This is a genomic window from Kribbella sp. NPDC043289 (assembly GCF_056436705.1).
Window position 1 is genome coordinate 197937 of sequence record NZ_JBWKCB010000006.1, and the last position, 14601, is coordinate 212537.

Below are 14601 nucleotides of genomic sequence, written 5' to 3' on the forward strand. Positions count from 1 at the left end.
TAGGCCGGTCAGCCGATGTGGACGGGGCCACTCTCGCTGTCGGTGGCCAGGTCCTTGTGCTTGATCGACAGGCCGATCAGCGTGACCAGCCCGGCGCCGACCGCCAGGAACGCGGACCACAGGAACGCGCGGGTGAAGCCGTGCGTGGTGGCGAGCGCGGTGAACTGACCCTGCAGCTGCTTGATCTGCTCCGGCGACTGACCGGACTCGGCCGCCTTCTGCAGGCCCGGGGCCAGCTCGGCGAACTTGTCCTTGATCGCGCTGGTGGAAATCGTGCCCAGCAGCGCCAGGCCGACCGCACCACCGATCTGCTGCACCGTGTTCAGTACGGCGGAACCGACACCGGAGTCCTCGTTCGCGACGCCACTGACCGCGGTCAGCGTGAGCGGGACGAAGATCAGGCCCATACCGAACGACAGCACCAGGATGTACGGCAACAGGTGCGTCAGGTACGTCGAGTCCACCTGCAACCGGCTGAACCCGAACATGCCCGCGCCGACCAGCACGCCACCGGCACCGGCGATCCAGCGCGGGTCCATCCGCGCCACCAGCGCCGACGCGACCTGCGCCGCGACCACGATGCCGACGCTGAACGGCAGGAACGAGACACCGGTCTTCAGCGCGCTGTAGCCCATGATGCTCTGCACGAAGATGCCCAGGAAGTAGAACATCGAGAACATCGCCGCACCGACGATCAGCATCACGAAGAAGCTCACGCCGCGAGTCCGGTTCGCGAGGATCCGGAACGGCATCAGCGCGTGCCGCGAGCGCGCCTCGATGGCGAGGAAGGCGCCGATCAGCGCCAGGCCGCCGAGGATGAAGATCAGCGTCCAGGTGTCACCCCAGCCGTTCGTGGCGGCGTGCGTCAGACCGTAGACCAGCGAGGTCAGACCGACGGTGCCGGTGACCGCACCGGGGATGTCGAACTTGCCGGTCTGCCGGGCCGACTCGCCCAGGAACCGGAACGCCAGCACCGCCACGATCAGGCCGATCGGCGTGTTGATGAAGAACGTCCAGCGCCAGGACGCCTCGGTCAGCGCGCCACCCAGGATCAGGCCGACGGCCGCGCCGGCACCCGACATCGCGGCGTACACGGCCATCGCGCGGTTGCGCTCCTTGCCGGCCGGGAAGGTGGTGGTGATCAGCGCCAGCGCGTTCGGGGACGCCGCGGCGGCCGCGACACCCTGCAGGATCCGGCTGGCGAGCAGTACGCCCTCGCTCTGGGCGATACCGCCGACGAACGACGCCAGGCCGAACAGCACGACACCGACGATGAAGACCTTGCGGCGGCCGAGGATGTCCCCGATCCGGCCGCCGAGCAGCAGCAGACCACCGAACGCCAGCGCGTAGGCGTTGACCACCCACGGCAGCGAGGCGTCGGTGAAGCCGAGCGCGTCCTTGATGTGCGGCAGGGCGATGTTGACGATGGTGCCGTCCAGCACCACCATCAGCTGCGCCATGCAGATCAGCGCCAGCGCGATCCCCAGATTGCGATGACCGTGCGCATTCGGCTCGGTGGTCACCGCGTCGACCTTCCGGCCTTCCGGCGGATCGGCGTTGATGACTTCTTCGGACATGACTATTTCCCCTCTTGGGCAGACTTGCCTGGTTGAATCGCGGACCGGCCCCACACCGGTCAGCTCACCTGCGACCCCCGCGCCGCAGGCAGGATCACGTTGTCGATCACTCGGAGGATCAGGTCGTCGGTCGGCTCGACGCCGAGGATGTAGGCGTGGTGGATGATCACCGCGGGCAGCGTCACCGACAGCAGGTCGACGTCGACATCCGGCGCGATCTCGCCACGCTGGACGGCGCGCTCGTACACCTTGTTGGTGACGTCCTGCCGAGGCGCCAGGAAGCGCTCGCGGAACGCCTTCTGCAGGTCGTCGTCGCGGTGCAGGGCGGTGAGCAGGCCGGCGATCACCGACATCGGCAGCTCGTCGGTGAACCCACCGTCGCCGCAGGCCATCGAGATCAGGTCGCCGCGCAGGCTGCCGGTGTCGACGTCCTCCGGCATCGGGCAGCCCTTGGCCCGGCTGACCGCGTCCACGACCAGCTCGGCCTTGGTGGACCAGCGCCGGTACAGCGTGGCCTTGCTGGCCTTCGCCGCCGTCGCGACCGCGTCCATCGTCAGCCGGTCGTAGCCGAGCTCGGCCACCACCGCGACGGTCGCGTCGAGGATCTCCTCCTCACGCCCGCCTTCGACCCGCGGTCGCACCCGCACGCCTGCTGTATCCACCTTCATCACCCTGCGTAAGCACTAGAGCACTGATAGAACGAAACGGTTTCGTTTCATCAGTCACGGTACGACTCATGTGAAGGAATGCACAAACGATTTTGGGAGAAATTCACCAGTGGCGTAGGTCACTCTCCGTACCAGTCATCCACTGGTACGGCGTGACTCCGGCGTGTCAGGGTGACGTCAGACCGGTGTCAGGCGCGAGCGGGATGGTCTACCCATGACCAACACCAGCACCTCCCAGATCACCCTGACCGACCAGGACAAGCTCACCCTCGCCGTCGCCGCGCACGGCGCGATCGCGCTGATCACCGCCGCCGGCGTGAAGTCGGCGGGAAAGATCGCCGTCGCCGGTGCGCTCGCGCTGTCGTCCGCGACCGGCCCGGTGGGGCACGCGCTCACCGAGAAGCAGAAGAGCGTGAAGCTCAAGGGCAAGTCGACGGCCGAGCTCGCCGACACCGCGCTGCCGGCACTGACCGCCTCGATGGGCCTGCTCGGACAGCAGGACGCCGCCGAGGCCGGGAACTTCCGCAGTACCGTCCTGACCGCCGTCGAGGCCGGCGCCCGGGCCGAGCGCGGCGGTACCGGACCCGCCATGGTGGAGATGATCCGGAAGATCACCGAAGCCCTCGACGCCGCGTGACGGCGCATCCGACTGGCGCCGGCGGCGCGAACCGCTGCCGGCCCGGTCGATGCCGGTCAAACCAGGGGTCAGTCGTCGTCTTCGGCGCTGCGGGCCTGCTCGAGGCGCTCGGACATCTTCGTAGCGCGGGTCTCGATCTTGCCGGCCAGCCGGTCGCGGGCGGCGCGGAGCACGAAGATCGACAGGATCGAGGAGACGATCAGCGCCAGCAGCGCGATCGGCCAGACCGACAGCCAGGTGCGCAGCGCGAAGTACAGCACCGCCAGGCAGGCGGCGAACAGCACCGCCCGCAGGCCGGTGTAGATGCCGAACTCTTTCATCTCACACCCCAGCGTAGGAGTGCATGCCGGACACCAACAGGTTCACGCCGACGAAGTTGAAGATGAAGACGAACCAGCCGACGATCGCGATGATCGCGGCCCGGCGGCCCCGCCAGCCCGCGGTCGCGCGGGCGTGCAGGTAGGCGGCGTACACCACCCAGGTCACCAGCGACCAGACCTCCTTGGGGTCCCAGCCCCAGTACCGGCCCCAGGCGTGCTCGGCCCAGATCGGCCCGGCCACCAGTACGCCGAACGTCCAGAGCGGGAACGCGAACGCCAGCACCTTGTACGCCGTACCGTCCATCACTTCCGCGCTCGGCAGCCGCCGCAGCGAGGCCGACATCGTGCCACCGGCCAGCACCTTGCGCTCCGCCCGCGCCTTCAGCAGGTACAGCACCGAGACCAGCCCGCCGACCGTGAACGCGCCACCGGAGATCGCGGCCGCGGACACGTGGATGACCAGCCAGTACGAGTGCAGCGCCGGGACCAGCGGACCGGCCGGTGTGTACAGCGCGAGCGTCGCCAGACCGAGGACGGCGGCGATCACGAACGTCACGCCGAGCCCGAGGTACTGCAGTTTGTAGCGCTGCACGAAGATCAGGTACACGATCGCGACCGCGAGCGACGCGGTGATGGAGAACTCGTACATGTTCCCCCACGGCACCCGACCCGCCGCGAGACCACGCGTCACCACACCACCCAGGTGCAGCACGAACGCCAGCCAGGTCAGCAGCAGCCCGATCCGGCTCGCGGCATCCATCCGCTCGGTCGACGCCGGCTCCTGCACCGTGGGCACATCGGCCTTGGGTACGTCGGTGGCGCCGCCGGTGACCGTCTCGCCGTCGGAGGCGACCAGCACCTCCTGCTTCTTGGCCTTCGCCTTCGCCGGCTGCGCGACCGCCGCGCGGCCACCCGCCCACTCCATCGCGTGCGAGACCATCGCCAAGGCATAGATCACCGTGGCGGTCGGGATCAGCAAGTTGGAGACCTGTGCGTAGCTCTCCGGGGTCATGGCTGCTCCTGGTTACTCGAGCCGGCGGGTTTCAAACGCTCTGTGACGGCCTGGATCTCGTCGCCGAGGCCGCGCTCGGGGCCGCGGTCCAGACCGGCGACCTCGACAACGGTACGCCCGTCCTGCTCGCGGACCCGCACCCAGGTACGGCGGGGATGCACGAACAGCGAGCCCATCAGGCCGAGGATCGCCAGCAGGATGCCGGCCAGCGCGAGGTCGGTGCCCGGGGTGTGGCTGACCTGCAGCTTGACCCACCGGCTGTAGCCGTCGAAGGTGATCGACCCGGCCTTGTCCGGCAGCGCCACGCTCTGCCCGGGGGCCAGCTGGAACCGCCACTTGTCGCCGTTCTGCTCGAACTGCGTCAGCTTCGACTTGTCCAGCTGGTACACCGACTCCGGCTTCCCGCTCTCCGGCTGCGGGCGGCCGTAGTACCCGGTCATCACCAGCACCGGGTTGAGGTCGTCGGGGAACACCGAGACCGGACCGGTGGCCTTGTCGATCACCGCGGTCGGCAGGAAGAACCCTTCGAACCCGAGCGTCTTCGGCCTGGCGTCCGGAGCCTTGATCACGCCGAACGACGAGAAGTTCGAGTCCTGCGGCAGGAACGGCGCCGGCCCGGAGAACGCGACATTGCCCTGACCGTCGCGCACCGTCACCCGCGGCGCGTACCCGTGGCCGAGCAGGTACACGCTGCTGCCGTCCAGCTTCAGCGGGTGGTTGACCTGCAGCTCGTACGACTTCTCCGCCGCGTCCGGGGTCTCCTGGTACGTCAGCTGCGCCTTGAACTCGCGCGCCGCGCCCTTCTGCGGCCCGTCCTGCTGGAACTTCACCTGGAAGTCCTTCACCGTCAGCGAGAACGGCGGCAGGTCGTCGTCGCCGCCGAACGCGCGGCCCGGCGTGAAGTCGTCGTACTGCGCCACGGAGTTGGAGAATCCGTTGCCCACGACAACCAGCGCGGTCCCGCGGTAGCCGAACAGCGAACCCCAGGCGACGCCGACCAGCGCCAGGATCAGCGAGAAGTGGAAGAGCAGGTTGCCTGCCTCGCGCAGATAACCACGCTCGGCCGAGACCGCACCGTCGTACGTCTCGACGCGGAAACGCCGCCGCTTCAGCTCCTTGGTCGCGACCTCGAGCACGTCACCGGGCTCGTCGAGCTCGAAGCGCTGGTACCCGGGCAGGCGGTTCAGGTTCCGCGGCGGCTTCGGCGGGCGCGCCCGCAAGGCCCTGAAGTACACCGCGAGGCGGGGTACGACGCAGCCGATCAGCGAGATGAACAGCAGCAGGTAGATCGCCGAGAACCACGCGGACTTGTAGACGTCGAAGAGCCCGAGCTTGTCGTAGAGCGGGCCGAGCGTCGTGTGCGCGGTGAGGAAGTCGGACACCTTGATCGGGTCGATCGGCGTCTGCGGGATCAGCGAGCCGGGCACCGCGCCGAGCGCGAGCAGGAACAGCAGCACCAGCGCGGTCTTCATCGAGGTGAGCTGCCGCCAGGTCCAGCGCAGCCACCCGACCAGACCCATCGCCGGCGGGCCGGACGGCTCGTCCGGACCGGATGCCGCGGCGATGCGATCTTTGACTTCCGTCATCTCAGACCGCCGATCCGAAGTTGGCGACCCACTGCCGCAGGTCCGCGGTCATCGCATCCCACACTCCCGTCAGCAGCAGGAGTCCCACCGCGATCATCAGTACGCCGCCGATCCGGATCACCAGCAGCTGGTGTTTGCGGACCCAGGTCACCGCGGCCAGCATCCGCCGGAACGCCAGCGCCGCCACGATGAACGGGATCCCGAGTCCGAGGCTGAACACCAGCGCCAGCGTCGCGCCGCGCCCGGCGCTGCCCTGGGTCGTGGCCAGCGTCATCACGGTCCCGAGCGTCGGCCCGATACACGGCGTCCAGCCGAATCCGAACAGTACGCCGAGCAGCGGCGCCGCCGCGATCCCGACCGCCGGCACCCGGTGCACCCGCAGGTCCCGCTGCATGAACCCGAAGCCACCGAGGAACACCACGCCGAGGACGACGGTCAGCCCGCCGAGCACCCGGGTGATCGCCGTCTGGTGCTCGATGAGTACGTCGCCGACCGTGCCGAACACCACACCGGTGAGGATGAAGACCGCCGAGAAGCCGGCCACGAACAACGCCGTACCGGCGAGCATCCGGCCGCGCTTCTCGGAGCCGAGCTCGGCCGCGGACAGGCCGGTGACATAGGAGAGGTAGCCGGGCAGCAGCGGTACGACGCACGGCGAGAAGAACGAGATCGCGCCGGCCAGCACCGCGATCGGCAGCGCGACCAGCATCGAGCCCGTCATCGACTCGGCGAACCACTGTCCCATCAGTCTGCGCCAAACCTCATTTAGCGTCCGCCACCATGCCCAGAAGGGTTTGCTTCGTGACCTCACCGACCACGCGACCGGCGACCTTGCCGGACTTGTCGATCACCAGGGTGGTCGGGATCGCCTTGGGCGAGATCTGGCCGCGGAAACGCAGCAGTGCCTTGCCGTTCGGGTCGTAGATGCTCGGGTACGGCACCCCGAACTCCTGGACGTACTTCTTCGCCTGCGCCGGGTCGAGGTCACGGGTGTTCAGCCCGATGAACTCCACCGACGCGCCGAGCTCCTTGGCCGCGGCAACCATGTCCGGCGCTTCCTTCCGGCACGGCGGGCACCACGAACCCCACACGTTCAGTACGACGACCTTGCCGACGTGGTCGGACAACGTCCAGGTCTTGTCGTCCAGCGTTTTCCCGGTCAGCACCGGCGCCGGCTTGCGATCCGCCACCGCGAACATCGACACGTTGCCGTTCCCGCTGACGAAGCCGGCCTGGCCCTGCCGGTTCTGCGACGCCTGCTGGCCGGACGAGCAAGCGGTCACCGCAAGCATCAGTCCGGCCGCGAGAGCCATCGCGCGACGCATCAGGCCCCTCCGACGAATTTCTTGGCGTTCTTGACCGGCAACAGATCCTTCGCGGGTTCGGAGTACCCGACCGAAACGATCTGGTCGCCGTGGAAGGTGAAGGAGGTCAGACTCGCGAGGCTGCACTGCCGCTTGCGCGGGTCGTGCGCCAACCGGCGGCCCTCGATCGCGGACCGGACGATCCAGATCGGCAGCTGGTGCGACACGATCAGCGCCTCGTGCCCGGCGCCCTTCTGCCGGGCGGTCTCGATCGCGTCCCGCATCCGGCGGACGAGCTGCTGGTACGGCTCGCCCCAGGACGGCTTCAGCGGGTTCCGCAGCAGCCACCAGGCGCTCGGGTTCCGCAACGCGCCGTCACCGACGCCGAACTTCTTGCCCTCGAACAGGTTCGCCGCCTCGATCACCCGCTCGTCGATGTCCGGGGTGATCCCGAACGTCTTGGCGATCGGCTCCATCGTCTCCTGCGCCCGCTCCAGCGGGGAGCTGACCAGGTGCACGATGTCGCGTCCGGCGACGTGCTCCGCGACCCGGTCGGCCATCTGCCGGCCGAGCTCGGACAGGTGGAAGTCGGGGATCCGGCCGTAGAGCACACCGGTCGGGTTGTACACCTCGCCGTGACGCATCAGGTGCACGACCGTCGTTTCGGTCACCGCTGTCCCTTCAGTTCTGTACGGCTGCTGCCGCACGGGCCGCCGGCGCCAGCGCCGACTCCAGCTCGGCCAGCGCGTCGTCGTCGATCGCCGCACTGACGAACCAGGCTTCGAACGCGCTCGGTGGCAGGTAGACACCGGCGTCCAGCATGGCATGGAAGAACGCCGTGAACCGGGGCAGCACCTGGGCGTTCGCCCCGGCGAAGTCCCGAATCTCGGCAGGTCCCTCCGATGACTCCACGAAGAAGACGCTGAAGAGGTTCCCGGCCGCGGAGATGACGTGCGGCACACCTTCCTTGTCCAGCGCGGTCGACACCAGCCGCTGGATGGTGAGCGAGGTCTCGTCGATCTTCGCGTAGACCTCGTCGGTGGCCAGCCGCAGCGTGGTCAGGCCGGCGGTGGTGGCGATCGGGTTCCCGGACAGCGTGCCGGCCTGGTAGACCGAGCCCTCCGGTGCCAGGTGCGCCATCACGTCGGCGCGACCGCCGAACGCTGCGGCCGGAAAACCGCCGCCCATCACCTTTCCGAACGTCATCAGGTCCGGCCGTACGCCGTCCACGCCGTACCAACCGGAACGGGTGATCCGGAAGCCGGTCATCACCTCGTCGGAAATGAAAAGTGCACCGTTTTCCGTGCAGGTCCGGGCGAGGAACGCGTTGAAGTTGTCGCGTGGCGGAACGACACCCATGTTGCCGGGCGACGCCTCGGTGATCACGGCCGCGATCTGGTCGCCGTACTCGGCGAAGGCCGCGGTGACGGCCGCCTGGTCGTTGTACGGCAGCACGATCGTGTCCGCGGTGGTGGCCTCGGTGACTCCCGGCGTCCCCGGGATCCCCAGCGTGAGAACGCCGGAACCGGCCTGGGCGAGCAGTGCGTCCACATGTCCGTGGTAGCAGCCGGCGAACTTCACGATCTTGGCGCGCCCGGTGAACCCGCGGGCCAGCCGCAGCGCGGACATCGTCGCTTCGGTCCCGGAGGACACCAGCCGGACCTTGTCCACCGGCGTCCGGGCGACGATCTCCTCACCGAGCAGGACCTCGTTCTCGGTCGGCGTCCCGTACGACGTACCGCGGGCGACGGCGGCCTGGACGGCGGCGATCACCTCGGGGTGGGCGTGGCCGAGCAGCAGCGGGCCCCACGACGACACCAGGTCGAGGTAGCGGTTGCCGTCGACATCGGTCATGTGACATCCGTCACCGGATGCCATGAATCGCGGGACGCCGCCGACGGCGCGGAACGCCCGGACGGGAGAGTTGACCCCGCCCGGGGTGACGGTGGAGGCCCTGTCGAAGAGCGCGGCGGACTTGTCTGTGTGTGCGGGCACGACCGTCATTGTCCCTTGCCGGTGCTCCGGACCGAGCGGCAGGGGCGGCCGGATTTCGGACCCCGATCGTTCCCAGGGGGTTCACAGGGGCTTTGTTACGCGCCAGTATGGGTACCCGGTCACCGCACGTAGACGGTCTGGTCCGGCGCGTAACCCACGCAACGGGGCGGACGTTAGACCAGATACGACGGCAACCGGCAGTGATTACAAGACGTAGGACACAAAGACTGTCCGCAGCGTGGGGCCGGGCGAGTCGATGAGTCACGGAGGGGAATCATCGATGGCGAAGGGCAAGCGCCGCGCCACGGGTAGCGGGTGGCGTCAGGTGGCGCCGCTGATCCCGGTGGCGTTGTTCGCGAGCGCGTTCACCGTCAGCGCCACGGACGATCCGGCGATCGCGACCGCGTCGCTGGAAAATGGTCTGTCCGGGGGCAACACCCCGGTCGTCGTTCCGAAGTCGCCGATCCCCGAGCCGGCCAACGTGCCGGTGCAGGGTGTGGTCGGGCACGGAGTCGACCCGGGCGAGCAGCCGACCCAGGTGGTCTCTGGCCTGTCCCGCAACGGCATCCCGAACGCCGCCCTGAAGGCCTACTCCCGCGCGCAGCAGGTGCTGGCCCAGGCGGATCCGTCGTGTCACCTGCCATGGACGCTGGTGGCGGCGATCGGCCGGGTTGAGTCGAACCACGGCCGCTTCGGCGGAAACTCGCTGAACAGCAAGGGCGTCGCCGTCCCGGGGATCTTCGGCCCGCGGCTGGACGGCTCGTCCGGCACGGCCCGGATCTCCGACAGCGACGCCGGCGGGTTCGACGGTGACGGCGCGTTCGACCGCGCGGTCGGGCCGATGCAGTTCATCCCCGGCACCTGGCGGGCGATGGGCGTGGACGGCGACGGCGACGGCGTGCGGAACCCGCAGGACATCGACGACGCGGCGATGTCGACCGCGGTGTACCTGTGCTCCGGCAAGACCGACCTGTCCAAGGCCAGCGACCTGAACGCGGCCGTCCTGCGCTACAACCACTCCCAGCAGTACGTCGACCTCGTGGTCAGCATCGCCAAGGCCTACGCCGGTGGCAGCTGGATCGCGGTAGGCAACGGGACGTCGGGCGACGACGTGGACGAGGCCGGCGACCAGATCGACGACCCGGGGATCGACGCGCCGGCGGACGAGAACCTGCCGAAGGCGATCGACATCACCACGCCGCCGCCGAGCGTGAAGCCGACACCGACCGAGGAGCGGGACGACACCCGTCCGACGACGGTCCGGCCGACGGACCGCCCGACCTCGAAGCCGACGCCCACCAAGCCGACGCCGACGAAACCGACTCCGACCAAGCCCACGCCGACCAAGCCGACCCCGACGAAGCCGACCACCCCGGCGACCCCGCCCGCGGTGGCGACGCTGAAGACGGCCGCCGGACTGATCGTCGGCACCGTCGGCAGCACGCTGACCGAGCTGAAGACGGCCACCACGTACTGCCAGTCCGAGATGGCGAAGGTGACGATCACCAAGCCGACCCAGGCGCAGCTGCAGAAGTGCGTCTCCGCCTACCAGACCGGCGGCACGAAGGCGGTCGACCAGGTCATCCGCAACCTGCTGTCCCTGCTCGGACTGCTCGGCGTGCTGGGCGGAGGAATCCTCGGGAGCTGATCCCACCGAACCGGCGCGCCAGCCCCCACCCCTCCCTTGGCGCGCCCCTGGCGACGCCACGGAGCACCTCCCCCCGGCTTCGTGGCGTCGCCCTCTTGACGTTCAGGTGCGGCTCAGCTCCAGGCGCGATCGATCGTCTGGGTGATGCTGTTCCCGATCAGGTCGGTCGCGGTCACCCGGATGCTCGGGTAGGAACCCGCCGGAACCTGCGCCCGGAAAGTCCCGATTCCGCGCAGCGCCAGTTTCTGCCAGGTCTTTCCGTCGAAGGAGATTTCCGCCGTCGTACGGAAAAGTTCCGCACCACGGACGCCCGGCTGGTAGTGCGGCGTCAGCTCGAGCACGCCGTTCGTGTGCTTGTAGTCGACCTGCACGAGCGGCAGCACCGCCCGGCTCTTGGACGGAACGGACAGGAAATGCCATTGCGTGTGCGTCGAGGTGGACGTCTTCGCCCAGCTCGCCGGCCCGCGCTTCTGGTCCAGCGTCAGGTCGTACCACGCGGCCCGCGCCGGCACCACGAACTGTGCGACCGACCAATTCTTGCTGCCCAGCTCCACACCGTTGCTGCTCAGCTTCATGCTCGTCACGTCCCCGCGGTCACCCCAGCCGAAGACGCTCCGGTCCCCGCTGACGTACTGCGGGATCGCGATCCGCAGCGTGTTCTCGAACCGCGCCGGCGGCCACCCCTGCGCCTCGTCCCCGGCCGCGGCCGACAACCCCGGTACGGCGGGACGCGTCAACGACTCCCACCAGCCCCGCGAGACCTGCTCGCCCGGTCGGTAGGCCCGCGGGATGGTGGACTCGAACCCACTCTCGTTCCACTCCCCCGCAACCAGACTCTCGTCCCAGGTCACGCCCTTCACATCGGTGACCAGATAATCGGTTCGGGTGACCGGCCCGGTCACCTCGCGCGAGGCACCCAGTCCAGTTGCGACCCCGGGCAGGTGGGCGATCCGCTGTTCGCGGTGCAGGAACCACGTGTCGTTGCGGTGGTACGTCATCGTTACTTCGGCCGGGTGCAGCTTCGCGACGTCGTACGTCAACGGCCCATGAACCGTGGAAGGCGCCACCACCAGGTCGTACCGGTAGGTGCTGTCCAGCAGGCCGTTCAGCTTCAGAGTCACCGGGCCTTTGGCGAGCAGGTCGAGCAGTTGCTTACCCTGCGGCGCTCTCACCAAGTAGAAGGGAATGCCCTCCCAGGCGAGAGTCGACCAGAACCCGGGTTCCTCGTTGTACATCAGGACCGCCTTGGCTCCGGCGTCCTTCGCCGCCAGGACCTGCTCGGCGGTCAAGTCCTGCGCCCGGAACCGGATCAGCGCCACCTTGCCCTTGGCCCCGGTCAGCTCGGCCGCCGTGCCGTCGCCGCCGTCCACGAGCTGCAGTTGTTCGGACCCGACGTACACGGTCCGTTGGTCGCCCTCGCGCAGCGTCGGCAGCCGGAAGCTGCTGCCGGTGCCGTTGACGTCGACGGTCAGCTTCGGCTGGGCGAGGTCCCACCGCTGCACGACCTGGAAGGTGCCTTTGGCAACCTTTTCGAAGCTCTGTGCGTAGACACCGCCGGCCACCCCGCCGTCGAACGCCCAGCCGGACACCGCATCCCGGCTGCCGACCTTGCGGTGCCAGGCGATCTTGACGCTCTCCGGGTCAGCCCGCTGCGGTGTCGTGACCGTGACCTTGTGTGCCTTGCGGGCGTCGAAGACAAACGTCCGGTCACCGTCGATCCAGGCGTCCGGTTCGCCGAGCAAGGTGATCGAGTTCGTCCAGTCTGCTTCGTCGCCGCCCATCGCGAACGCCATCACGCTGTAACGCCCGGTCGGCACGTCGAGGGTCCGGCTGCCGGTGTCGTCGAAGGCGATCGCCTTGACGTCGCCGGTGTCCTGGTTCCACAACTGCACACCGCTCGAGCCGGTCTTGACGGTCGCCGGCTTGCCGTCGCGGCCGATTGCCTTCACGGTCACCTGGTTCAGTCGCCCACCGGCCGCGAACCCGAGGCCGGTCCGGTACGACGTGTTGCCGGTGCGTGCGGTCAGTACGCCGGCGTACTTGGCAGGCTCGGTCTTCGCGAGATCCACGGTCACGGTCGCGGAAGCCGTACCGCCGGCCGGAATGGTGAGACGGGCCGGGCTGACCGTGACACCGGCCTGCACCTTCGCCGGGGACTGCGCGTCGACGGAGAGGTTCAGCGTCACCGGACGGGTCGAGTTATTGCGGTAGGCAACCGTACGGGTGACCGGCGCGGGGGTGGTCGGCCCGGTCCAGGAGAGGTCGCCGAGGAACAGGTTGGCGGTGTCGGGGAGAACCTTGGGGTCGAGCGCGTTCGGGATGTCGATCCGGCCGAGGCCCTGCTGGTCGGTGCGGGCGCCCGCGGACGGGACGGCCGTCGAGGCCAGCGCAGCCTTGAGCTGCGGGCCGGTCCAGTCGGGGTGGCGCTGGGCGAGGATCGCGGCGGCGCCGGCCACATGCGGCGTGGCCATCGAGGTGCCGCTCAGCTGCGTGTAGTACTGACCGAGGATGTGGCCCTGCTCGGTGCCGGCGGCCCGGGCGGCGGCGATCTCCACGCCGGGCGCGGTCACCTCGGGCTTCAGCGCGCCGTCGCCCAGACGCGGACCGCGGCTGGAGAAGTTCGCCAGGCTGTCGTCCCGGTCGACGGCGCCGACGGTCAGTGCCTCGGACGCCGCGCCCGGAGCACCGACGGTCTCCTCGGCGCCGGAGTTGCCGGCCGCGATCACGAAGAGGGCGCCGCTCGACTTCGACAGCCGGTCGACGGCCTCGCTCATCGGGTCGGTGCCGTCGGACGGCAGACCGCCGAGGCTCATGCTGACGACCTTCGCGCCTTGCTGGACCGCCCACTCCATGCCGGCGATCGCCTCGGAGTCGTACCCGCCGCCGCTGTTGTCGAGCACCTTGCCGATCAGCAGTTCGGCGCCCGGCGCCACACCCTTGCGCTTGCCGGCTGACGCCGTACCGAGGCCGGCGACGATCGAGGCGGTGTGGGTGCCGTGGCCGTGCAGGTCCTGTACCGCCTGGTCGGGGACGAAGCTCTGCGCCGCGACGACCTGCTTGGCGAGGTCCGGGTGACCGGCGTCGTACCCGGTGTCCAGGACGGCCACCTTGACGCCGTGCCCGTCGTACCCGGCCTTCCAGGCGGTCGGGGCGCCGATCTGCTGCGTCGAGCGGTCGAGGGTGGCGTGCGTGCGGCCGTCGAGCCAGATCTTGCCGACCTGGCTGGACTTGAACGTGGTCGGTCCGCTGATTCCGTTCCAGAAAGTTTCCGCATCGGATTTCCGGACGCTGACCGCCGTGCTGCCGACGCTCGGCAGGGTACGCCGGAAACTCGCGGCGGCCGGCGTACTCGGTGTACTCCGGATTCCGCGGGCAGTTTCCGGCGCGGTGACCAGCAGCGGCAGTTGGTCGCTGCTCGCGTCGTCGTACCCCTGGGCCGCGAGCTCGGTCAGGTTGAAGAGCCGCTTGTCGAGGCGCCCCGCGGACAGCAGCGGGTACGCGTCGGCCGGGACCAGGGTGAGGTCGCCGTCGAAGGTGCCGAAGTAGTACGGCTCGTCGTCGAGCAGGCGGGCCGAGACCTGGCCGTTGGAGCTGGTGGTCAGCTCGGCGACGTCGCCGGTGACGAGCGTGATCCGCTTGCTGCTCGCACCGGGCGTCGGATTCGGTATCGCTGCGGTCGGACCGGCCGGCCCGTCAGGTGGACCGGCCGAGGCCGTAGTGGTCGCCAGCAGCAGGGGACCGGCGACCACCGCGGCCAGCAGGCCGGCCGCGGTCCGGGTCGTTCGGGACAACACAGGTGGACACCTCCCGACGCCCCGACCCATGCGAGGCCGTCGCCGGGAGCCTGACAGTTG

The 14601-nt window shown here is 69.2% G+C and carries 12 protein-coding genes; 2 read left to right on the top strand and 10 right to left on the bottom strand.

From position 1 onward, the window contains the following. Positions 1 to 8: 8 nt before the first annotated feature. Positions 9 to 1577 carry an MFS transporter gene (locus AC0662_RS31675; protein ID WP_452193472.1) on the bottom strand — a complete coding sequence of 523 codons (1569 nt, stop codon included), beginning with the start codon at positions 1575 to 1577 and terminating at the stop codon, positions 9 to 11. Positions 1578 to 1636: 59 nt separating this feature from the next. Continuing rightward, entirely contained in the window at positions 1637 to 2245 is a 609-nt protein-coding gene (locus AC0662_RS31680; RefSeq protein ID WP_452193470.1) for a TetR-like C-terminal domain-containing protein, read from the bottom strand. A gap of 214 nt (positions 2246 to 2459) precedes the next feature. Between AC0662_RS31680 and AC0662_RS31685 the strand changes: the two genes are divergently transcribed. After that, positions 2460 to 2882 (top strand): hypothetical protein, encoded by a 423-nt coding sequence (locus AC0662_RS31685; protein ID WP_478305231.1) that lies wholly within the window; start codon positions 2460 to 2462, stop codon positions 2880 to 2882. Between the two features lie 68 nt (positions 2883 to 2950). Here the strand turns inward: AC0662_RS31685 and AC0662_RS31690 are convergent, their stop codons facing one another. The 7 genes from AC0662_RS31690 to hemL are packed head-to-tail and all read right to left on the bottom strand — an operon-like array spanning position 2951 to position 9108. Then, positions 2951 to 3202, bottom strand: a complete 252-nt coding sequence (locus AC0662_RS31690; RefSeq protein ID WP_452193467.1) for a DUF4229 domain-containing protein — start codon at positions 3200 to 3202, stop codon at positions 2951 to 2953. 1 nt (position 3203) lies between these two features. Further along, positions 3204 to 4214 (bottom strand): c-type cytochrome biogenesis protein CcsB, encoded by a 1011-nt coding sequence (gene ccsB, locus AC0662_RS31695; RefSeq protein ID WP_478305233.1) that lies wholly within the window; start codon positions 4212 to 4214, stop codon positions 3204 to 3206. Beyond that, a complete protein-coding gene (resB, locus tag AC0662_RS31700) occupies positions 4211 to 5800 on the bottom strand; it encodes a cytochrome c biogenesis protein ResB (RefSeq protein ID WP_478305235.1) in 1590 nt (529 codons plus the stop codon). The genes ccsB and resB overlap by 4 nt, the downstream gene beginning before the upstream one ends. A 1-nt stretch (position 5801) precedes the next feature. After that, a complete protein-coding gene (locus tag AC0662_RS31705; RefSeq protein ID WP_452193462.1) occupies positions 5802 to 6545 on the bottom strand; it encodes a cytochrome c biogenesis CcdA family protein in 744 nt (247 codons plus the stop codon). A 16-nt stretch (positions 6546 to 6561) separates the two neighbouring features. Then, the gene (locus tag AC0662_RS31710; RefSeq protein WP_478305237.1) at positions 6562 to 7125 is read right to left on the bottom strand and encodes a TlpA family protein disulfide reductase; all 564 of its coding nucleotides are present in this window, start codon (positions 7123 to 7125) and stop codon (positions 6562 to 6564) included. Beyond that, the gene (locus tag AC0662_RS31715) at positions 7125 to 7748 is read right to left on the bottom strand and encodes a histidine phosphatase family protein (RefSeq protein ID WP_452193803.1); all 624 of its coding nucleotides are present in this window, start codon (positions 7746 to 7748) and stop codon (positions 7125 to 7127) included. Before AC0662_RS31715 ends, AC0662_RS31710 begins: the two co-directional genes overlap by 1 nt. A gap of 37 nt (positions 7749 to 7785) precedes the next feature. Beyond that, complete coding sequence (hemL, locus tag AC0662_RS31720; RefSeq protein ID WP_478305239.1) at positions 7786 to 9108, bottom strand: glutamate-1-semialdehyde 2,1-aminomutase; 1323 nt, start codon at positions 9106 to 9108, stop codon at positions 7786 to 7788. Positions 9109 to 9379: 271 nt separating this feature from the next. On the opposite strand from hemL, the gene AC0662_RS31725 reads away from it, so the two are divergent. After that, positions 9380 to 10747, top strand: coding sequence for a lytic transglycosylase domain-containing protein (locus AC0662_RS31725; protein WP_452193457.1), 1368 nt, complete (start codon positions 9380 to 9382; stop codon positions 10745 to 10747). A 113-nt stretch (positions 10748 to 10860) separates the two neighbouring features. Here the strand turns inward: AC0662_RS31725 and AC0662_RS31730 are convergent, their stop codons facing one another. Continuing rightward, complete coding sequence (locus tag AC0662_RS31730) at positions 10861 to 14541, bottom strand: S8 family serine peptidase (RefSeq protein ID WP_478305242.1); 3681 nt, start codon at positions 14539 to 14541, stop codon at positions 10861 to 10863. Between the last annotated feature and the right edge of the window lie 60 nt (positions 14542 to 14601).

What these genes read in the sequence shown, in the direction of transcription:
- AC0662_RS31675 (WP_452193472.1), bottom strand. Translation starts at nt 1,577, where the DNA reads ATGTCCGAAGAAGTCATCAACGCCGATCCGCCGGAAGGCCGGAAGGTC.
- AC0662_RS31680 (WP_452193470.1), bottom strand. Translation starts at nt 2,245, where the DNA reads ATGAAGGTGGATACAGCAGGCGTGCGGGTGCGACCGCGGGTCGAAGGC.
- AC0662_RS31685 (WP_478305231.1), top strand. Translation starts at nt 2,460, where the DNA reads ATGACCAACACCAGCACCTCCCAGATCACCCTGACCGACCAGGACAAG.
- AC0662_RS31690 (WP_452193467.1), bottom strand. Translation starts at nt 3,202, where the DNA reads ATGAAAGAGTTCGGCATCTACACCGGCCTGCGGGCGGTGCTGTTCGCC.
- ccsB (WP_478305233.1), bottom strand. Translation starts at nt 4,214, where the DNA reads ATGACCCCGGAGAGCTACGCACAGGTCTCCAACTTGCTGATCCCGACC.
- resB (WP_478305235.1), bottom strand. Translation starts at nt 5,800, where the DNA reads ATGACGGAAGTCAAAGATCGCATCGCCGCGGCATCCGGTCCGGACGAG.
- AC0662_RS31705 (WP_452193462.1), bottom strand. Translation starts at nt 6,545, where the DNA reads ATGGGACAGTGGTTCGCCGAGTCGATGACGGGCTCGATGCTGGTCGCG.
- AC0662_RS31710 (WP_478305237.1), bottom strand. Translation starts at nt 7,125, where the DNA reads ATGCGTCGCGCGATGGCTCTCGCGGCCGGACTGATGCTTGCGGTGACC.
- AC0662_RS31715 (WP_452193803.1), bottom strand. Translation starts at nt 7,748, where the DNA reads ATGCGTCACGGCGAGGTGTACAACCCGACCGGTGTGCTCTACGGCCGG.
- hemL (WP_478305239.1), bottom strand. Translation starts at nt 9,108, where the DNA reads ATGACGGTCGTGCCCGCACACACAGACAAGTCCGCCGCGCTCTTCGAC.
- AC0662_RS31725 (WP_452193457.1), top strand. Translation starts at nt 9,380, where the DNA reads ATGGCGAAGGGCAAGCGCCGCGCCACGGGTAGCGGGTGGCGTCAGGTG.